This is a genomic window from Micromonospora sp. S4605, from assembly GCF_003176715.1.
GTDB classification, from domain to species: domain Bacteria; phylum Actinomycetota; class Actinomycetes; order Mycobacteriales; family Micromonosporaceae; genus Micromonospora; species Micromonospora echinaurantiaca.
The window spans coordinates 1-19,994 of record NZ_QGSW01000184.1; the positions used below are offsets into that span (position 1 = coordinate 1).

Consider the following 19,994-nt stretch of genomic DNA (forward strand, 5'->3'; position numbering starts at 1 on the left):
CACCCGCCGAAGCTACGACCCGCTGCTCTGGTCCATCCGCCGACGCCGCCACCAAGCCAGAGCCATGACCAGCCACTACGCCCGACAAGCCCTCATCGAGCCGTGATCACGATCCCCGGCTGGAGTACTAGGCGGCAATAGCGCGACAGGCGCCAGGGCCGGATCCGGTTGGATCCGGCCCTGGTCGGCGTACGCGATAGGGATTTACGAAGTTCCGCTTCGGGCCGGCCTTATCGCTTGTAGGCGGAATCGATTGTCGGTGGTTCAGTGGCCGGTGCGTAAGAGCGAGACCATTGACGGGCCATGGGAGCGGATTGCCCCACTGATCCCTCCTCGAAGCCGCCGACTTCGCTACCCCGGCCGCATGACCCATGATGACCGGTTCGCGCCGGCCGGGATCCTGTTCGTGCTGCCCAGGTATCCCGTGGCTGTCCGGGGCGACGTGTTGGCGGCGGCTGGCCTGCGGGCAGGGCCAGGGCGCGTGGCGGGGCCTGCAGGAGGTGTTCCAGGCGGAGCTGCGCACGGGCGTCGAGCTGACCCACGCAGTCGTCGCTTCCCACCTGTGCGCGTGAAGGGGGACGTGTCGGGTTGGCTGTCGCGACGCCACCGCCCGCCGTCGCCGTCTTCTCGTGGTAGAGGTGCTCCTGTTGATCACTTAATGTGATCTTGCAAAGGTCTGTTCGGGGCTTGGGTTACCTATCCATGCAGGCGAGTGTGAGTTCGGCACTCGAGGATGGCGGTTACGCGCAGTAAAGACCACTGTGACTTATTGCTATGAACCGATGTCTTCCCATAGTGTGCCGCCTAGTTGATGTTGCTTCGGTCCTGGGGAGGACTCGTGGTCGGGCGCACGGGGGTACAACGGCGGCCGCGCAACAGTCGCGGGTCGGGCTGGTTGAGGGCACTAGCGCGAAGCCGTTCGTGGCCGGTCTTGGTGGTCGCGGTAGTACTCGCGCTGACGGCCAGTCTGCTGACGCATGTGCCGGCTTCTGCGAAGCCGAAGCCGACGCCGTCCGACCAGTCGCAGAAACCGGTGCCGACTCGCAAGGTCAAGCAGCAGAAGCCGACGAGACGCGCGACGGACGGGCCGGGTCGCAGCAGACTCACCCATACGACGCTGCCGCCGGCGGCGGTCGCCGCGGTGCCCGTCTCGGGCCGGGTTACGAAGGTCGGCGAACTACCAGTGACGGTGAGCCCGCCGGCGGTCACCAGCCTGAAAGACGAGCAGCGTGCGATGCGCGGTCTCGAGCGGCAACCGACGTCTGTCCGGGTGCGGGTGTTGGAGGAGAAGGCGGCCAAGGCGGCGGGAGTTGCCGGCTCGTTGTTGGCGTTGTCCCGCATCGACGGCGCGGACAGACCGGGCCGCGTTCAGCTACGGGTGGACTACCAGAACTTCGCCAATGCCTACGGTGGCGACTTCTCTGGGCGGCTGCGGCTCGTAGCCTTGCCGGCCTGCGCCCTGACCACCCCGGAAGACCCGAAGTGCCGGACACGCCGGGACCTGAAGGCGGTTCGCTCGGGGAGCACCCTCTCCGCGCAGGTGAGGGTTGAGGCAAGTGGCCTGACCTCGGTGGTGGCCCTGGCGTCAACGCCGTCGTCGGCCGGTGGCACCTTCGCAGAGACCAACCGGTCGCAGGCGTACTCCTGGTCGGCGGGGAATCAGAGCGGCAGCTTCAATTACGGCTACAAGTTGACCCTTCCCCCGGCAGGTGTCGGTCCGCAGCCGAGCCTGGCCTTCACCTACGACAGCGGTCGGGTAGACGGGCAGACCTCGACGCAGAACGGTCAGAGCTCCTGGATCGGCGACGGGTGGGACCTGCAGGTCGGCTACATCGAACGCTCCTACCGGCCGTGCGTGCAGGACGGATCGACCGCGTACGTGGGTGACCTGTGCCAGTTCTCGCCGTACAACGCCACGATGGTGTTCGGCGGCAAGGCTTCCGAGTTGGTGTTCGACGGCACGAAGTGGCGGGCGGCTGGCGACGACGGGATGAGGATCGAGAAGCTCGACCGCACGTCCTGGCCTTACGCGGTCAACAACGGGGACGACGACGACGAGTTCTGGCGAGTAACGGCCCAGGACGGGGTTCAGTACTTCTTCGGTGTCAGCAAGCGGAACAGCAACGACAACGAGAGCACCAAATCTGTCCAAACGGTGCCGGTGTTCGGTAACAACCCAGGCGAGCCCTGCTATCCCAGCGTCTGCCATCAGGCCTACCGTTGGAACCTCGACTTTGTGGTGGACCCGCACGGCAACTCCATGACCTACGGCTACACCAAACTGCAGAACTTTTATTCATCGAGCGGAAGCGGCCGCACGTTCGCGTACGATCTCAACGCGCATCTCAACTATGTCGACTACGGCGACCGTGGCCAAGAGCACGCCCAGCAGGCGCCGATGCGGGTCGAGTTCGAGACCCGGGAGCGTTGCGTGGCCGAACCCTGCGTCGACCAACTCAGTGGGTTGCCTGATCGGGCGAAATATCTCGACACACCATGGGATCTCTACTGCGCGTCGGAGGTCGGCTGCACGAATTCCAGCCCGTCGTTCCTGACGACCAAACGGTTGTACGCAGTCCGGGCAATGGTGCTCGACGCGGGAAATCCCCCGCAGTACCGCGTTGTGGACGAGTGGAAGGTGGAACATGACTTCCCGGCAACGGGGGACTACATCGATCCGCCCGGCGACGATACGTCCCCGCATCTGTGGTTGAAGTCGATCGAGCACACCGGGCGGGGCGTGGACGGCGCCACCATCGTCGAGCCGAAAATCGAGTTCGGGGGGGACCCGTACGACAACCGGGTGGACTGGGGAACCGATATAGGTGTGCCGCCATACAGGCACTACCGGCTGACCTCTGTGCAGACCGGCACCGGTGGGGAAACGCTTGTCAACTATATGGGAGGCGGGTGTTCACGGGCCACGCCGCCGACCCCGGAACGTAACCCGGATCGCTGCTTCCCGCAGCGTCACTACTCCGACGGAAGCGCTGGATTCGGTTGGTTCCACAAGTACGTCGTGTCGAGTGTTACGGACAGGGACCTCACCGGCGGGTCACCCGAGGAGATCACCTCGTATGCCTATACGAACGAGGCCTCTTCAGACGAGGCATTGTGGGCGCACGATGGCAATGAAACCGTCCAGTTGGCGTATCGCTCCTGGTCGCAGTGGCGGGGGTACAGCACGGTCACCGCGACAAAGAGCGGTGGCGGTGGCGAGACCAAGAACCGCAACGTCTACTACCGCGGGATGGACGGCGACGCCCTAACGGATGTTGTCGGGCAGAAAACGGCATGGTATGGGCGCGACGCTGGGCTGCTCGCTCCGCTCGGAACCCCCGGTGTCGACGGTGCGGTATCCGGCGACGGAAAGTGGTGCGCACGGGTCGGATCCCCGGGCTTCCCGCCGGCAAACGGCAGCAGCATCACGGTGAATTGGTGCCCGGCGAACTATCCCGGTCTCAATTGGCAGCGTCAGCCGGACGGCGCTATCAAGAATGGTTACGGTGGGTGTCTCGACGTCGGCGGCACGGCCGACGGGTCACCGATTCGGTACTGGACGTGCACCGGCGCCAGCAACCAGAAATGGGTTCCGCACCTTAAGGGCGCGTTCATCAACCCCCAGTCGGGCAAGTGCCTGGACATCCCGAACTACGGCACCGGCGCGTTGCAGCTGTCCACCTGCACGGGGGAGTGGGACCAAGCGTTCCAGTTGAACCGGCGCCTGGCTGTCAGCCACGCCAACCGCTGCATCGACCTCGCGAACTCCGAAACCGCGAACGGTACGGTCGTCCAATCGCGAACGTGCAACAACCTGCCGAATCAGCTGTGGCAGCTACAGAGCAACGGCAGCCTGAAGAACCCGGCTTCCAACCGGTGTCTGGACATCCAAGGCGCAGGGACCGTCGACGGCACCAAGATTATGCTGTACGACTGCACCGGGAACGCGAACCAGATCTGGGAGCCCCAGGCAAACGGAAGCCTGAAGAATCCGCAGACCGGCAAATGCCTCGACGCGGGCAGCGGCCAGAGCACCAGGGCGGACTACCAACTGGTGATCTGGACCTGCAACAGCGGCAGCATCCTGCAGAAGTGGCTCAACCGGTTCAACGATTCGGACGGGCTCAACGGGTTCCTGCGGGAAAGCCTCGACTTCGACGGCAACCATATCCTCGCCTCGACCATCCACGTGCCGACCGTCACCCAGACTGCGACGCGTATCCCTCCTGTCAACGACGGCAAGGACGTACGCGCCCACCGGGTGAAGGAAACGATGACCAAGGCGCGCACCTGGATCGGTGCCGCCGGGACGTGGCGGTGGACCGAGTCACGGGCCAGCTACGACAGCGCCTACGGCATGCCGACCGAGACCCGCGACCTGGGTGACACCGCCGTCACCACCGATGACACCTGCACCCGCACCGAATACGCCTTCAACACGACGAAGTACCTGATCGCCTATCCCAAACAGACCACGGAGTACGCAGGCGCATGCGGCAGCACCACGATCCTGTCCCAGAACCGCACCTACTACGACCACAGTCTCGACCTCAACACGCCTCCAACGATCGGGCGACGGACGAAACACCAGGTGCTCACCACGGCGCCGGACACCTGGGCCACCACCGAGGCGACCTACGACCCGCGGGGTCGACCGCTGACGAACAAGGACGCCCGCGGCCACACCACCACGACGAGCTACAACCCGGCGGACAACCTGCCGTTGAAGGACGTCACCGTCCAGAACCCGTTGGGACACGTGGCGAAGGTGACCTTCGAGACCGGACGAGCCCAACCGACGCAGGTTCTGGACGCCAACGGGCGGACCACGCTGACCGAGTACGACCCGTTGGGTCGGCGGTCCGCGGTGTACCTGCCGACGGAGAAGAAGGAGAACGGTGATCCGCCGTCGGTGAAGTACGCCTACGACATCCGTGCGGACGCACCGAGCAAGCTGACCGTGCAGACCCTGCAAGACCGTCCGACGAGCACCTCGCCGGCGGTGTATGTGACCTCGTACCAGTTCCTCGACGGCCGACTACGGGAACGGAACACGCAACGCACCGCGCCGGGCGGAACGGGACGGATCATCACCGCCACCAGCTACGACGGCCGCGGGCAGGTGGCGGCGCAGACCGCGCCCTACTACAACACCGAACCGGCCGGTACAGCGCTGGACAACCCCAGCCCGGCGACCCTCGCCTCGCGCACAACCTACAGCTACGACTCTCTCGGGCGGGTCACCGCCGAGGCGCTGGAAGCCAACGGTGTGGAGACGTGGCGGACCCGGCACAGCTACGACGGTGACCGACACACCCTCATGCCCCCGTCGGGAGGCAACTCCACCACCTACCACGACGCCGCCGGCCAGGCGACCAAGGTCGCCGTCCGACCGGGTACCGCGGTCGAGGAAACCCGCTACAGCTATAACGCCGCCGGTGAGCTGACCACGATCACCGACGCGGCCGGCAACGTGACCCGCTACGGCTACGACCTGTCCGGCAACCGCACCAGCGTCCAGGACCCGAACACCGGCAGCAGCAGCTCCAAGTACAACCCCATTGGTGACCTGGAATGGACCATCGACGCCCGCGGCCAAAAGATCTCCTACCGCTACGACACCGTCGGGCGCGTCACGGAACGGTGGGCCGGTGAACTCAACACCGGCACCAAACTCGCCGCCTACACCTACGACGGCCTCGCCTTCGCCAAGGGGCAACTCTCCTCCACCATCCGATACGTCGCAGGCGCCGAGTACAAGGTGGAACCGACCGGGTACGACGACCGGTACCGGCCCACCGGCACCCGGTGGACCATCCCCCCAGCCGAAGGCAAGCTCGCCGGCACCTACACCACCGGTTACGGCTACGACTCCGCCGACCACCTGACCAGCGTCACGTACAGCGCGAAGGGCGGCCTGACCGCGGAGACGGTCACCGCCGCCTACGACACCAACGGCTACCCGACCACGCTGGCCGGGGCCAGCAACTACGTCACCGACACCGACTACACCCCCATCGGGCAACTGGCCATGCGCACCTACGGCGACCCCGGCGCCGGTCAGCTCAAGCGCAGTTACGGGTGGGAACCGGCCACCGGGCGGCTGTCGAACATCGTCGCGACCCTGCCCGACCCGGCGCTGCCCGACACGCCCAAGACCATCCAGAACGACCAGTACACCTACCTGCCCGCCGGCGACGTCTCCGCGATCAAGGACCTCACCGACGGACAGTCCCAGTGCTTCACCTACGACGGACTGCATCGCCTCACCGAGGCGTACACCGCCCTCGACGACTGCGCCGCCAACCCCACCAACGTGTCGGCCACCGGCAAACAGCCCTACTGGGACAGCTACACCTTCGACACCGCCGGCCGCCGCGCCACCGACACCCACCGCACCGGCACCGCCCAAACCACCCGCACCTACACCTACCCAGCGGTCGGACAACCGCGCGTCCACGCCATGACGTCAGTGGCGGTCACCGGCAGCACCACCCGCACCGATACCTACGGCTACCACCCCGACGGCAGCATGCGCACCCGCACGGTGGCCGGCATCACCACCAACTACACCATCAACCCCGAGGGCCGCTTCGACACCGCCACCGTCGGCGGAACCGAGCACACCAAACACATCTACGACGCCGACGGCGCCCCACTCATCCGCACCGACCCCACCGGCGCCACTCTCTACCTCGGCGGCGAAGAACTCCGCCTGGCCAACAACACCGTCACCGGCACCCGCTACTACACCCACACCGGCTCCACCGTCGCCGTACGCAAAGCCGGCAGCACCACCGTCACCTGGCTGGCAGCCGACCACCAGAACAGCGCCACCCTGACCGTCGACCCCATCACCGGTGCCGTTCAACGCCGCTGGTACACCCCCTACGGCGCCGACCGCTCCCAGGTCAGCAACTGGCCCACCGACCGCGGATTCCTTAACGCACCCGCCAACCCCTCCACCAAACTCCTCGACGTCGGCGCCCGGGAATACGACCCCGACACCGGCACCTTCACCGCACCCGACCCACTCGTCGCCCCCGGCAACCCCAACAGCCTCAACCCCTACGCCTACGCCCACCACAACCCCATCACCCTCAGCGACCCCACTGGACTAGCACCCGGTATCGAGTTGAGCGACAACCAAAAAGCTGTCGCCACCGTAGCTGTCCTCTCCATCGCCGCCATCGCGGTCTGTGTGGGAACCGCCGGTATTGGCTGCGCCGTCATGACCGGCGCCGCGATCGGAGCTGGCCTCGGCGCCACCTTCGCCGAAGACGGCAAGCGGTTCCAGGGAGCCCTCATCGGTGGCCTGGCCGGAGCCGCCGGCGCCGCCGCCGGAGCCGGAGCTGGTGCCCTGCTAGTCCGGACCGTCGGACTGGCAGCCAACTCGAAGCGGATGGTCGCGATATCCAATGTCGCGGCTGGCATGACCGAAAGCGCCGCCAACCAGAGCATCGCGACCGGCACCGTCGACTGGCGGCAGGTCATCCTGGAAGGCGCACTCGGCGGCGCCCTCGGACTCGCCGGCAGAGCGGCAGCCAAAGCCATCGGGAAAGCCAAAGCCAAAGCCGGCCCCGGATGCACGGTGGCGACGCACAGCTTCGCCCCCGCCACCCTCGTACTGATGGCCGACGGGAGCAACAAACCCATCGGCGAAATCGAGAACGGCGACCACGTCCTCGCCACCGATCCGGAGACGGGGCAAACCGAGGCCAAACCAGTCGAGCAGCTGCACAGCAACCACGACACCGACCTGACCGACCTCACCGTCCGCATCGAAGACACCACCCCAGCCGACGGAACGGACGACAGCACAACGACGGTGCTGTACACCACGCAGCACCACCCCTTCTGGGACCAGACCAACCAACAATGGGTCTACGCCGCCAACCTCACCGTCGGACACCAACTACGCACTACCGACGGAGACACCGTCACCGTCACCGCCGTCCGCAACCACACCAGCGCCCAGAACATGCGCGACCTCACCATCGCCGACATCCACACGTACTATGTGATCGCCGGCAATACGCCGGTCCTCGTGCACAACGTGAACCTGCCTATTGTTTGTGGGCCGGTAACGAATAAGACGCATTTCGCACAGGTCCTGGTCCGCGACGCTGACGGTAACGAGCTACACAGGTACGCACTGCGCAGTGGTGCAACCACTCCCGAGGAGGCAGCCCTCGGAAAGGGCCGAGCGCGCCAGGCGGTTCACACAGAGCATCGCGCATCGAGAGCTGCTGGCGGCGCTCCAATGGTCGGCGATCGTGTAATTCACAATGACCCTTTCTGGGGCGTTGCACCGGTTCCTGAGGGTGGACTTGTTAGCATTGCTGGAATTGAGCCACCTTGTGGCCCATGTCAAGGGCAGATGAAGCGGTCCGCCGAGGATACTGGTGCGACCTTCGAATATCATTGGCCCGATGGGGCTGGCGGCATTAATACGTGGTCTTCGGACGACTGACGTTGACAGCCTATATTGCCCTTGAGGTGGCGTGTCAGGTAGCGTGGCGCCTTGGTAGCTGGAGGGCAGGTCCTCGTGGGCAAGACCTTCAGCTGTTGGCTCCGTAATAATCTCGCTTCAAGTCAGCGAAACGTCAGTTCGTGTTGGGTGAAAGAGACGAGGCATCGTAGTGGCCATAGCGAGAGCTTCCGATAATGCGCCCATGTGTGGCATGTGTGGCCTGCCATTAAACGAGGGGCATTCTCATGAGTCACGGGGCGACGCTGCGGACAGGCCTGGTAAGAGGGTCGAATATATCGTGGTCGCCAAACGGGGAGGGATTGCAGAATACCGAGATGTCGCCGATACATTTAAGACGTACAAGACCGACGCCGCCATACTGTCGATAAAGTTAGGCGTTGACGAGTCAAGTATCGTTGGGAGTCGTTTTAGTTGCTGGGTTGCACCCGCTGAGTTCGGTGTTGTCCGAAGCGACTTCAGACTCATCTCTAGATCTTAGAGGTTCTAACAAAATGATCTCTAATGTCGCGTGTTGAAGTGATTCGACAGTGTGGGTGGGGGACACTGTTGGTGTGACGGTTGCCTCGCCGCTGATCCTTGGTCCTGGTGATAACGCTCGACTGCGGGCGTTGACCCGCTCGTCTGCGGCTCCGGCCGGGCACGTGCTGCGGGCTCGGATGGTGCTGCTGGCCGCTGATGGGCTCCGTAACGCTGAGATCGCGCGGCGGGTCGGGATGACGCGTCAAACGGTGATCTCGTGGAGGGCTCGGTGCGAGGCTGGTGGGATCGATGCCCTGGCAGACCTACCCCGGCCGGGGGGCCTCCGGTCATCGACGAGGCGGCCGTGGTGGTGGCCACGCTGAGCCCGCCGCCGCCCGAGTTGGGAGTCACGCACTGGTCAGCCCGACTGATGGCCGATCACATGAGCGGAACGGGGATGCCGGTCAGTTTTGCCGAGGTGGCCCGCATCTGGCGCGACTGGGACCTGCAACCGCACCGCGTCGAGACGTTCAAGTTCTCCACCGATCCGCAGTTGGAGTCGAAGATCCGCGACGTGGTGGGGCTCTACCTGGACCCGCCCCAGAACTCCGTGGTGGTCTGCGTCGATGAGAAGTCCCAGATCCAGGCGTTGGACCGGACGGCGCCACTGCTTCCCATGCGCTTCGACCAGGCCGAACGCCGTACGCACGACTACATGCGCCATGGCACCACCACCCTGTTCGCCGCCCTCGAGGTCGCCACCGGGCGGATCACCGCGGACGCCTGCCACCCCCGGCACCGCAACCAGACCGCCGATCAGATCCTGGCTAAGGCCGACCGGCGAAAGGGTCGGTGCCGACCGTGACCAGCACCATCACTCGGCTTTGGCTGGCCGACAACCTCCCGATCCGAGGCGGCCTCTACCGAGCCGACGGGTCAACCCGCGCCGTGCGACTCGACACCTCGATGCCCGGCGGCCTCGCGCTGCTCCAGCCGTTCGACCTCGAAGCATGGCTGCTGGCCAACCCAGAATGGCAGACCTGCATCATCACCACCATCGAGCTCCCGCTGCCCGACGGTTCCGGATATCTATGCTGCGGCGAAGGGTCCTACGGCTCAGAAGGATTCTTCGCCAGGCTCGACCAAAACAAGACCCTCGTGTGGGTCGTCTACCTGGAAGACTCCAACCCGTTTGTCGACGCAGCCATCCACGGGCCCCACTCCACGATCAGGTCAAGCTCGGGCCTGTCCATCAGCGTGGACCTCACAAGCCCGGATTTCCGCCCCGACTGATCAAAGACCACTCGGAACGGACTCGCCACCACAAGCGCACCGTCCGCATCCCCATGACCAGGACGCGACCGGACCCGAGCCGCTCGTCGATTCAATCCACAGCACCCGGGACGCAAGCGGATCCCGGACCGGCAGGTGCTGTGTGGGATCTTGTTCGTGCTGCACACCGGCATCCAGCGGGAGTTCCTGCCCCAACAGCTCGGGTTCGAGTCCGGGATGACCTGCTGGCGACGCCTGGAGGAGTGGAACCGGGCCGGGGTGTGGCAGCGGCTGCACGAGCTGCTGCTGGCCGAACTCCAGTCCGCCGGCAAGCTGAACTGGTCCCGCGCCGTGATCGACTCCTCCCCATGTGCGGGCCGCCCGACGTGGCCCAAAAGCGGGCCGAGCCCGGTCGACCGCGCCCGCCCCGGCTCGAAGCACCACGTCCTGACCGAGGGCGCCGGCGTCCCCATGGCCGTGTCGCTGACCGGTGGCAACCGCCACGACGTCACCCAACTGCTTCCGCTGATCGACAAGATCCCACTGGTACGAAGCCGCCGTGGACGACCGCGCCGGCGCCCCGCCAGGTGTTCGCCGACCGCGCATACGACCACGACAAGTACCGCAGGGCCGTACGCTCCAAAGGCATCCGCCCGCGGATCGCTCGCCGAGGTCAGCCCCACGGCTCCGGCCGGGGCGTGTTCCGGTGGGTCGTCGAGAGAACGATCGCCTGGTACCACGGCATGAAACGGCTACGCATCCGCTGGGAACGCCGCGGCGACATCCACGAAGCCTTCCTCGCCCTCGCCACCTGCATCATCACGTACCGACACGTCGTACGAATTTGTTAGGACCTCTTAACAGGGGCCGGCCGGGTCGCCAATGCGATCTGTGTTGCGTACTGGCAACTGTCTCCGTTGTCCTGGCGAGGGGTCACGGTCAGGGTCAATGCGTTCTGGGGTTGCTGCTGGTGGCGGCGGTAGCGGCTGGTCTCGACGCGGTGCAGGACGAGGATGGCCTGCAGGATTGCGGTCGCGCGGCGGGGACAGCTGCGCAGCTCGGTCAGGATTTTCCAGCACCTGAGCGTGGCGTGGCGCGTTCGTCGTCGACGCTGTCGGCGGTGGGTGCGAACAAGCTCGGCGAGGTGGTTCAGGGTTCGGCTGGACAGCGGGATCGTGGCGGGGTAAGACAGCACGGCGAGGCTCGGCAGTGGCATCGGATCTTGGTCGATTGCTGTCCTACCTGGAGCCTGGCTCTCATCGAACTCCGGGGCACCCGCACCCGCCGCGACCAGCATGATCACGATAAAAAGGCGCAATATGCGACCAAGTTCGGCGGCGACCGGGTGGCTTCGTTGCGCATCAACGCCGACGCGGTCGCCACCTGGCCCGAGCACGCCACGGCCGTGGCTGTCCGCCTCGACGCGCACGACCAGATCGTGGTCTGCGCGCCCCACGGTCTCGACGACCTGCTCGACGGGTGTAGCGGTGCAACCCGAACAGGGTCAGCCCGGAGATCTCCCGGCAACGACTCGCCCGACACCGCCGCCCCACCGAACGCTGGCCCGGCGTCCGCGTCGTGCCATGAGCCAGCGCTCGATGCCCGCGAAGGGATGCCGCCGACGAGCCTCCTGCCGGCCGGCGACTCCCGGGAGGGGGAGCGGGCGGCACACCATGATCTTGGCTGATGTGCGCGGTGTGTGCTCTCCAGCGGATGCCAACCGGGGTCAACCGGTGCCAACGCGGGTCACCGTGGCCGACCGCCGGTCGCAACCCGGGGTTCGTGTGCTCGGGGTGTGGTCCTGGGCTGGGAGAACGGGGGTCCGCGTGACGTGGGTGAACGTGGGCCACTCCCTGCCATCCCAGGTGAACCCCAGGTCGCTAGACTGGGCGCTCGCGCCCTCGTAGCTCAGGGGATAGAGCAACGGTTTCCTAAACCGTGTGTCGCAGGTTCGAATCCTGCCGGGGGCACCAGGTCACAGCCTTGATCAACGATCACTGTTCGGCCTTCCGGGGCTTCCGTGCCCGCTGCGTGCCCGAACGCCTCGCTACCTTCGCCCAGGATCCACACGCAGCGCGGCCGTAACGGAGGAACCAGCCCATGCCGAGGCGACCCTCCGTGCGCTCGACCTGGCCGTGGATGTGGTCGGCACGTCCCACGGTTGGGGCGTGGCGAAGCCGTCACCGGCCTTCTTCGAGCACGTCATTCGTGAAGGCGGCGGCGACGCGTCTTCGACCCTGTACGTCGGCGATCGGCCGGACAACGATGCACGCCCGGCCAAGAAGCCGGTATGAAGACGTGCCTGATCCGGCGCTCTCCGTTGGGTCACATCCTCGACATGCCAGCCGTGTCTGAGCAGTACCTGTTCCGCATCGATTCACTGGACGAACTCCCTACCCTGGTTGCGAAACACAACGCGGCAAGCTGATGCGTCGCGTGGTGTTGCTGACATCCTTGGCTGGTGTTCTCAACCGATCATGTAGGCGCCGTCTTCTTCGACGTCGATGGCACCCTCGTCCCGGGGACGAGCTCGTCGGTCTTCCTGGCGGGCTTCCTCGGGCATCGCGAGGAACTGGCCGAGGCTGAGGACGCGTACGCCGCTGGTGTACTGGACAACCGGCAGGTCTCGGAGTTGGACGCCGCCGGATGGGCAGGGGTGCCCGAGGAGCGGGTTCGTGGCTGGCTCGCCGGACTTCCCCTGATTGCGGGCATCGCGGAGACCGTGGCGTGGTGCCGACGGAATGGTTTGGTGCCCGTGCTGGCGACCCTGGCCTGGTCCCCGGTCGGTAGCTACCTGGCCAGCCGCTTCGGTTTCCATTCGTTCAGCGGGCCGCAGTTGGAGATCGTCGAGGGACGGTTCACGGGCCGCGTCGCCCGCCACTTCGACGAGTACGACAAGCGGGACTTCGGCCTCGCGCGGGCAGCAGAGCTGGGGTTGGACCCCCGCTCGTGCGGCGCGGTCGGTGACAGCCGGTCCGACCTGCCGCTGTTCGCGTCGGTCGGGTTGAGCGTGGCGTTCAATGCCTCGACCGGTGCGCGGACGGCGGCGACGGCAACGGTGGACGACGACGACCTGCGCGGCGTGCTCCCGGCCTTGAGCAAGTTGGTCGCCACCACTCGTTGATGGCGGCGATCTGGCGGTGGCCAGGGGGTCAGCAGCGGTCATGATCGGGCACGACTACGGCCCAGTTGACCGGGCGATCCGGAAGGGCAGGTCAGCTGAGATCGATCTTCCAAACTGGCGGTGTAGCGCTGCTATGGTGCGCCCGTGCCGGATCCCGTGGCCATTGCCGCTCTACTTCGCCCGCTCCTGGGGCGACGCCTGCTTGCGGTGACCGAGGCGCGGCATTGGTACGACGAGAGGCCAGTGACGGGCCCTACCGGTCTGCTGCATTTCTGGCTGCACTTCGAGGGAGTGCCAGCCATCATGGCCCACGGCTGCGGTGACCTGCTGAAGCTCACCGAGGAAGAGCCCTACTCGTCGTACGACATGCAGGAGAACGGACGGACCGTGGTCGGACCGGTCCAACCCACCGACCTGCTCAACGAGGTGGTCGGGCAGTGCCTCGTTGATGTCGGCCTTGCCCAGGGATACAGCACGATTCCGGCCGTCGGCGGGATCCTGCTCCGTTTCGAGCGGAACGAGCTGCTCGTCGCGACCCTGGCCGACGAGTGGATCTGCCAACCAGGCCTGATCCCGGCCGAACTCCGACAGTACCTGTCGCTCATCGGTTGGCTGAGCAGCCCAGCCTCCGCTGCCGAAGGGCAGTGACGTCGACCCCGTGGGTCGCAGGTCGAATCCTGCCGGGGCACCAGGTCACACCCTTGATCAACGCCTACTGGCTGCGACGCATCAAGGGGCGAGGCTCTTGACCATGACGTGCTCCCTGCGTACACCGTCGGGCATCAGGTCGCCGGGCTCGCCCGTGTCGTGGAAGCCGTTCCGCTGGTAGAGCGCCCAGGCGTTTTTGTTGTCCGCCACCACTGCCAGCCGTAGCGCCCCTGCGCCGACCTGGCGAGCCCACTGCTCGACCGCGTGCAGCAGGTGGTCGCCCACGCCTCGGCCACGTCCGATCGGCGCCACGTACATGGAAATCAGCTCGACGACGCCGTCCTGATCCGTCGGCACTCCGCTGGCCATCCCGACGGGCTGCCCGTCGAACATCGCCACCACGTTGTACGAGCCGGGGATGGCCAGTCGACCGCGCCAGCGTTCCTCACGGTCGCCGTCGCCCTGCCAGTCCGCCAGCCGTGAACCGAAGGCGTACGGCGCCTCCGTCAGCGCAGCGAGCCGCAGTTCCCGCCAGACCTTCCAATCGCCCTCACTGAGGGCACGCGTCTCGATCACTCTGAAGGCTGCCGCCGGTTGGGTTACCAGGCAATGCGTTTTCGGCTGGGCCGTCGCGGTGTCTAAGGTGGCCGGATGACGTCGAGGGTCTGGCTCTCGCGCGACGAGGACTTCCGCCCCGGTGCCGAACTCTTTCGTAGCGAGCGGCTGTTCGGGCTGTGGGCGTACTCCGCGACCCATGGTCAGTTGCTCCTGCGGGCCGACGTGATGCCCGAGGGTCACGCCCGCCTCCCGACCACCGTCGAGGTGCTGTTCAGGCTGGCCGACGCGATGCAGGTCCAGGCGTCGTACCGGGGACTGGTGATCCGATGCGCGACCGAGGAGGAGGCCGCGGGGATCTACGGCGGCCTCCCGGATGACTATTGCCCCGCGGAGGATCACCACCGGGTGCTCGTGCTGGAGAGCCAGGGGGTGATGGGCTACGTCCTCGCCGGCGGCGTGGGGTGGTGCGAGGGCGTGTTGTCGGACCTGCAACCCTCGTTCTTCAACCCGTTCACGCCGTACGACCCGAGGTGGCCGGCCAAGCCGCTGTTCGGGGTCGGCGGTGAGCTCGACATCGCCTCACCGCAGGAGGTCGCGGAGGCGTTCCTCACCGGCCTGCCGGTGGGCGTACGCCGAGACCGGCACCGTCACCTGCACCTGCTCACTGCGGTGACCGAGGAGGACGGCCGCCGGCGTCCCCACAACCTGGGCGTCTTCCTCACCGAGGCGGACGCCGAGGAGGCGAGGCGACTGGTCGAGCCGCACGTGGCGAGCTGCTGGATCGAGCCCCTCCCGGTGGTGCTGTAGTAGCCCCGGGGTTACCAGCCCGGTTGCGGCTCGGCGAATGACCGATGGCTCGGCGGGTACGCGGTCCGCGAATGCCGCGCGCCGCTGTCACTCGGGCCGCCCGCCCGTCGTGTGGCGTCGCCCTGCCCGAACGCGCGAGGGGAGGCCCTGCGATGAAGGACAGAATCCTGCAAGGCTTGAAGAGGAAGGCCAACTTGATCGTGGTACGCCGCAGGCGAAGGGATTCCCTCATCAGCCGGCCGACCGCGGCCAGGAGGCCCGGTAGGCGCTTCCAATGACAGGAGGCCGGTCGGCGTTCCAGCAAAGAAGACGGCGCTCCGCGTCGGTCCGCTGGCACGCCGGACAGCTGTGAGGTCAGTCGCCAGGGATTGACCTCAACCGGCCTTGAAGTTGTCGGATCGTCTCATGCGTGCGATTCAGCTTCACGAGTTCGGTCCGCCCGGCAACCTGGTCCTCGACGACCTGCCGGACCTCTCACCCGCCCCCGGCCAGGTGCGGATCGCCGTCCGGGCCAGCGGGGTGCACCTGCTCGACACGACCCTGCGCCGGGGCGAGGCCGGCGGCCCGCTGCCGCTGCCCGAACTGCCCACGATTCCCGGCCGGGAGGTCGCCGGGGTGGTCGACCAGGTGGGCGCGGGTGTCGACGGATCCTGGCTCGGCCAGCGGGTGGTCGCCCACCTCGGCATGGTGCCGGGCGGGTACGCCGAGCAGGCGGTCACCGCTGTCGAGTCGCTGTTCGCCGTACCGGAGGCGTTGAACTTCCCCGAGGCGGTGGCCGCGGTCGGCACCGGCCGGACCGCCCTCGGCGTCTTCGAGCTGGAACGCCCGACCGCGGACGACGTGGTCCTGGTGCCCTCGGCGGCCGGCGGCATGGGCTGGCTGCTGGTCCAGGCCGCCCGATCGACCGGGGCCACCGTGGTCGCGGCGGCGCGGGGCAGCGACCGGACGGCGCCGCTGCACGACCTGGGCGCGCACCTCGTGGTCGACTACGGGCTGCCCGACTGGGCCGACCGGGTCCGGGAGCGGGTCGGCGGCGTGACGCTGGTCTGGGACGGGGTGGGCGGCGCGGTCGGCCGGGCCGCGCTGGAACTGCTGCGGCCGGGCGGCCGGTTCATGATGTTCGGCTGGTCGTCCGGCGCGGCGACCCGGGTCGAGACGGCGGACCTGGTGGAGCGGGGCCTCACCGTGGGGTGGCTGGGCCAGCGGATGCGCGCCCTGCCGGGCGGCATCCCGGGCCTGGCCGGCCGGTCGCTGGAACTCGCCGGCCGGGGCTGGTGGCGGCCGCGGGTGTCGACGTACCCGCTGGCCGACGCGGCCACCGCGCACGCCGACCTGGAGGGGCGCCGCGCGCTGGGCAAGGTGGTGCTGACGACCTGAGCAACGCCGGGTGGGGGCGGGCGCCCCCACCCGGCGTCGCCGGACAACCGGGCGGGGCAGCGGGCGGGATCGTCAGAGCGCGGCGCGGATCGCCTCGGCCAGCGTGGTCGGCTCCCGGTCGATCAGCTTGGCCAGGTCGTCGCCCTCGACGTGCAGCTCGCCCTGGGCGGCGGCCCGGTCCCCGTCGGCGAGGACCTCGGCGTACCCCCGGGGCAGGCCGGCGCCGACGAGCACCTCGACGTACTTCTCCACCGGCAGGTCGGTGTAGCCGACCTGCCGGCCGGTCTGCCGGGACAGCTCCTCGGCCAGCTCGGTCATCGTGAAGCCCGCGCCACCCAGCTCGTACACCCGGCCGGCGTGGCCCTCGGTGGTGAGCACGGCGGCGACGGCCTCGGCGTAGTCGGCGCGGGCGGCGCCGCTGATCCGGCCGTCCCCGGCCGCGCCGGCGATCCCGTGCTCCAGGTACGTCGGGATCTGTGGGAGGTAGTTCTCGAAGTACCAGCTGTTGCGGAGGAACACGTACGGCAGGCCGGAGTCCGCGATCACCTGCTCGGTGCCCCGGTGGTCGACGGCCAGGATCAGGCTGGACGTGTCCGCCTTGGGGGCGCTGGTGTAGGCGATCAGCCGGACACCGGCCTCCTGGGCGGCGGTCACCACGTTGCGGGCCTGCTCGACCCGCCGCCCGATGTCGGTGCCGGAGACGAACGCCAGCTGCTCCGCACCGGCGAACGCGGCGCGCAGCGACTCGACATCGTCGTAGTCGGCCCGCCGTACGGTCACGCCGCGGTCGGCCAGGTCGGCCAGCCGGCCGGTGTCCCGGCCGAGCGCCACGACCTCCCCGGCCGGTACGCCCCGGCGCAGCAGCGACTCGACGATCAGGCGGCCGAGGTGGCCGGTGGCGCCGGTGACGACGATGGACATGGAGCACTCCCTTGCGAGAACGGTGTCGGTCGTCAGCGTCAACGGGAACACCGAGCCCACACTTCCCGTTGGAGAGTAGGCACCTTCGAGTGCGTGACTTACCGATGGAGAGTGGTGGCGTGCAGCCGAATGTCTACGCCCGTGACTGCGGCAGCCGGCAGGTGCTGGATCGGATCGGCGACCGGTGGAGCGTGCTGGTGGTGCTCACCCTCGCCGAGGGCACCAGGCGCTACGGCGAGCTGGCCCAGCGGATCGAGGGGGTCAGCCAGAAGATGCTCACCCAGACGCTGCGCGGGCTGGAGCGCGACGGGCTGGTCACCCGGACGGTGCACGCGAGCGTGCCGCCCCGGGTCGACTACGCGCTGACCGACCTCGGCCGCAGCCTGCTCGACCTGGTCGCCGGGCTGGAGTCGTGGGCCACCAACCACCTGGCCGAGGTGGAGGCGGCCCGGGCCCGCTACGACGCCCGGTGACGATCGGCCCGCCTGAGGCAACCATCGATGTAACGAAGATTGCCGGCAAGACGCTGCGCCGTGAGCCCGCGCGCGCCGTTCCCACCGCGCATAGGCTCCGCCCTATGGGGGGACCGGCACGTGACGACATTCCCACGTTGGGTGTCGGACGCGATCGAGGGGGCGCGTCCGGCGCCGTGCCGGCTCCCGCCGGTTAGCGCCATCCGACGGTGGACCGCGTGCGTCGTACCGCGCACCTCGCCCACCTGCTCTGACGGATGGACCGGCGACCGGCGGTCGCCTATCGGGCACGCGACGGCGGCCGGCGGGACCATCGCCGGCCGCCGTCGCGCGTCCCCGCCCGGGCCGCCCCCGTCGCGGCCCGGGCCGTCAACCCACCGGGAGCTGGTCGACGGTGGTGAGCACCCGGTCGATCAGGCCGTACTCGCGGGCCTGCTCGGCGGTGAACCAGCGGTCCCGGTCCCAGTCGGTCTGGATCTCGTCCAGGGTGCGCCCGCTGTGCTGGGCGATCAGCTCCTGCATGGTCCGCTTCACGTGCAGCATGTTCTCGGCCTGGATGGTGATGTCCGCCGCGGTGCCGCCCATCCCGCCGGACGGCTGGTGCATCATGATCCGCGAGTGCGGCAGCGCGTAGCGCTTCCCGGCGGCGCCCGCGCAGAGCAGGAACTGCCCCATCGAGCCGGCGAAGCCGAGCGCCAGGGTCGCCACGTCGTTGCGGACGTACCGCATGGTGTCGTAGACGGCCATGCCGGCGCTCACCGAGCCGCCCGGCGAGTTGATGTAGAGGAAGATGTCCCGCTCGGCGTCCTCGGCGGCGAGCAGCAGGATCTGCGCGCAGATCTGGTTGGCCGTCGCGTCGGTCACCTCGGTGCCGAGGAAGACGATCCGCTCCTTGAGCAGCCGTTCGTAGACCTGGTCACCGAAGGTCGGCTGCCCGCTGTCCAGCATCCGTACGCCGTTGGAGATCATCGTGTCCGCCTTCCACCGTGCCGGCGGGCGGCGGAACCGCCCGGGGGACCGGCGCTTCCAGCCTCCGGCGCGGCGCCCGTGGAACCCCAGGATTTCTGCCCGCGGCAGATCCGCCGTGGGCAGAACCGGGCCGGGCTACGCCGGGGTCAGCCGCCGCCGGCCCGCCCGGACCCGCCGCCGGGCCAGCACCTTGGCGGTACGCGGACCGGGGCGCCCGGCCGGAGCGGAGGGGATCAGCCGCACCCGCAGCCCCGCCCCGCCGACGGTCGAGCCGAGCCCTGGCAGCCCGCCGCCGACGTACGCCGGCACGCCGACCGTGAGCACCACGGACCCGCCGGTGTACGGCCTCGGCTCGCCGAGATGCGGCCTCGGGTCGCCGGCACCAGGGCCGAAGCCGACCCGGGTACGGCCGGCGCGTGGCGCGACCGTGACGCGGGGGCCGCTCTCCTCGTGGCGGGTGACCGGCACCCGCTCCAACCGGGCCAGGGCGGCCCGCGGTGCGGTGGGGATGCGCGGCTCCACCCGGCGCAGGTCGTCCCGCGCCTCCTCGAGCAGGTCGGAGAGGCGGATGCCGAGCGCCCGGCAGATCGCCGCGAGCACCTCCGACGAGGCCTCCTTGCGGCCCCGCTCGATCTCGGACAGGTAGGGCACCGACACCCCGGCGGCCACCGCCACCTCACGCAGCGTGCGGCCCTGCCGCAGCCGGAGCCGGCGCAGCACGCCGCCGATCACTCGTCGCAGCAACGACATGCGGGCCTCACTCTCGCGGTCGTCCGGGGACCCCTCCATCATGCCCGCTCTCCGCCGTCCCGGTCGGCCCGGTCCGGTCCGGTCGCCCGCCATCTCCACCCGGGCGTGCGGCCCCCCGGGAAACCGCTATGTTGTGGGCGTG

At 68.0% G+C, this 19,994-nt stretch carries 14 protein-coding genes, 1 tRNA gene and 3 pseudogenes; 13 read left to right on the forward strand and 5 right to left on the reverse strand.

What is annotated here, in order from left to right:
* Positions 1-934 precede the first annotated feature (934 nt).
* The 5 genes and pseudogenes from DLJ47_RS37645 to DLJ47_RS14590 form a co-directional block, all read left to right on the forward strand.
* The gene (locus DLJ47_RS37645; RefSeq protein WP_274703361.1) at positions 935-8,473 is read left to right on the forward strand and encodes a ricin-type beta-trefoil lectin domain protein; all 7,539 of its coding nucleotides are present in this window, start codon (positions 935-937) and stop codon (positions 8,471-8,473) included.
* Positions 8,474-9,150: 677 nt separating this feature from the next.
* On the forward strand, positions 9,151-9,336 hold the full coding sequence (locus tag DLJ47_RS37865; RefSeq protein ID WP_146228092.1) for a helix-turn-helix domain-containing protein: 186 nt from the start codon (positions 9,151-9,153) through the stop codon (positions 9,334-9,336).
* A gap of 212 nt (positions 9,337-9,548) precedes the next feature.
* Positions 9,549-9,755: pseudogene (locus DLJ47_RS37870) on the forward strand (IS630 family transposase); the annotation flags it as partial.
* A gap of 59 nt (positions 9,756-9,814) precedes the next feature.
* Positions 9,815-10,246 carry a hypothetical protein gene (locus DLJ47_RS14585; protein WP_146228094.1) on the forward strand — a complete coding sequence of 144 codons (432 nt, stop codon included), beginning with the start codon at positions 9,815-9,817 and terminating at the stop codon, positions 10,244-10,246.
* Positions 10,247-10,354: 108 nt separating this feature from the next.
* Positions 10,355-10,972: pseudogene (locus DLJ47_RS14590) on the forward strand (IS5 family transposase); the annotation flags it as partial.
* Positions 10,973-11,318: 346 nt separating this feature from the next.
* Here the strand turns inward: DLJ47_RS14590 and DLJ47_RS36895 are convergent.
* Positions 11,319-11,420: pseudogene (locus DLJ47_RS36895) on the reverse strand (IS5/IS1182 family transposase); the annotation flags it as partial.
* A gap of 210 nt (positions 11,421-11,630) precedes the next feature.
* Here DLJ47_RS36895 and DLJ47_RS36900 point away from each other — a divergent pair.
* The 5 genes from DLJ47_RS36900 (at position 11,631) to DLJ47_RS14620 (ending at position 13,997) form a co-directional block, all read left to right on the forward strand.
* Entirely contained in the window at positions 11,631-11,912 is a 282-nt protein-coding gene (locus DLJ47_RS36900) for a hypothetical protein (protein ID WP_233257839.1), read from the forward strand.
* Between the two features lie 210 nt (positions 11,913-12,122).
* Positions 12,123-12,198, forward strand: a tRNA-Arg gene (locus tag DLJ47_RS14605).
* A gap of 168 nt (positions 12,199-12,366) precedes the next feature.
* Positions 12,367-12,519, forward strand: a complete 153-nt coding sequence (locus tag DLJ47_RS37875; protein WP_396780848.1) for an HAD family hydrolase — start codon at positions 12,367-12,369, stop codon at positions 12,517-12,519.
* 167 nt (positions 12,520-12,686) lie between these two features.
* On the forward strand, positions 12,687-13,349 hold the full coding sequence (locus DLJ47_RS14615) for an HAD family hydrolase (protein WP_109900573.1): 663 nt from the start codon (positions 12,687-12,689) through the stop codon (positions 13,347-13,349).
* Positions 13,350-13,493: 144 nt separating this feature from the next.
* The gene (locus DLJ47_RS14620) at positions 13,494-13,997 is read left to right on the forward strand and encodes a hypothetical protein (protein WP_233257836.1); all 504 of its coding nucleotides are present in this window, start codon (positions 13,494-13,496) and stop codon (positions 13,995-13,997) included.
* Between the two features lie 81 nt (positions 13,998-14,078).
* On the opposite strand, the gene DLJ47_RS14625 is transcribed toward DLJ47_RS14620, so the two are convergent.
* A complete protein-coding gene (locus DLJ47_RS14625) occupies positions 14,079-14,573 on the reverse strand; it encodes a GNAT family N-acetyltransferase (protein ID WP_109900574.1) in 495 nt (164 codons plus the stop codon).
* A gap of 75 nt (positions 14,574-14,648) precedes the next feature.
* Between DLJ47_RS14625 and DLJ47_RS14630 the strand changes: the two genes are divergently transcribed.
* Both DLJ47_RS14630 and DLJ47_RS14635 read left to right on the forward strand, forming a co-directional pair.
* On the forward strand, positions 14,649-15,362 hold the full coding sequence (locus DLJ47_RS14630; RefSeq protein WP_109900575.1) for a hypothetical protein: 714 nt from the start codon (positions 14,649-14,651) through the stop codon (positions 15,360-15,362).
* A gap of 405 nt (positions 15,363-15,767) precedes the next feature.
* On the forward strand, positions 15,768-16,739 hold the full coding sequence (locus DLJ47_RS14635) for a zinc-binding dehydrogenase (RefSeq protein WP_109900576.1): 972 nt from the start codon (positions 15,768-15,770) through the stop codon (positions 16,737-16,739).
* A gap of 72 nt (positions 16,740-16,811) precedes the next feature.
* Here the strand turns inward: DLJ47_RS14635 and DLJ47_RS14640 are convergent, their stop codons facing one another.
* On the reverse strand, positions 16,812-17,660 hold the full coding sequence (locus DLJ47_RS14640) for an SDR family oxidoreductase (RefSeq protein ID WP_109900577.1): 849 nt from the start codon (positions 17,658-17,660) through the stop codon (positions 16,812-16,814).
* A gap of 104 nt (positions 17,661-17,764) precedes the next feature.
* Here DLJ47_RS14640 and DLJ47_RS14645 point away from each other — a divergent pair, with 104 nt between their 5' ends.
* Positions 17,765-18,133, forward strand: a complete 369-nt coding sequence (locus tag DLJ47_RS14645; RefSeq protein ID WP_109900578.1) for a winged helix-turn-helix transcriptional regulator — start codon at positions 17,765-17,767, stop codon at positions 18,131-18,133.
* Positions 18,134-18,502: 369 nt separating this feature from the next.
* On the opposite strand, the gene DLJ47_RS14650 is transcribed toward DLJ47_RS14645, so the two are convergent.
* Both DLJ47_RS14650 and DLJ47_RS14655 read right to left on the reverse strand, forming a co-directional pair.
* Positions 18,503-19,102 (reverse strand): ClpP family protease, encoded by a 600-nt coding sequence (locus tag DLJ47_RS14650; RefSeq protein ID WP_109900579.1) that lies wholly within the window; start codon positions 19,100-19,102, stop codon positions 18,503-18,505.
* A gap of 135 nt (positions 19,103-19,237) precedes the next feature.
* Entirely contained in the window at positions 19,238-19,852 is a 615-nt protein-coding gene (locus DLJ47_RS14655) for a helix-turn-helix domain-containing protein (RefSeq protein WP_109900589.1), read from the reverse strand.
* Between the last annotated feature and the right edge of the window lie 142 nt (positions 19,853-19,994).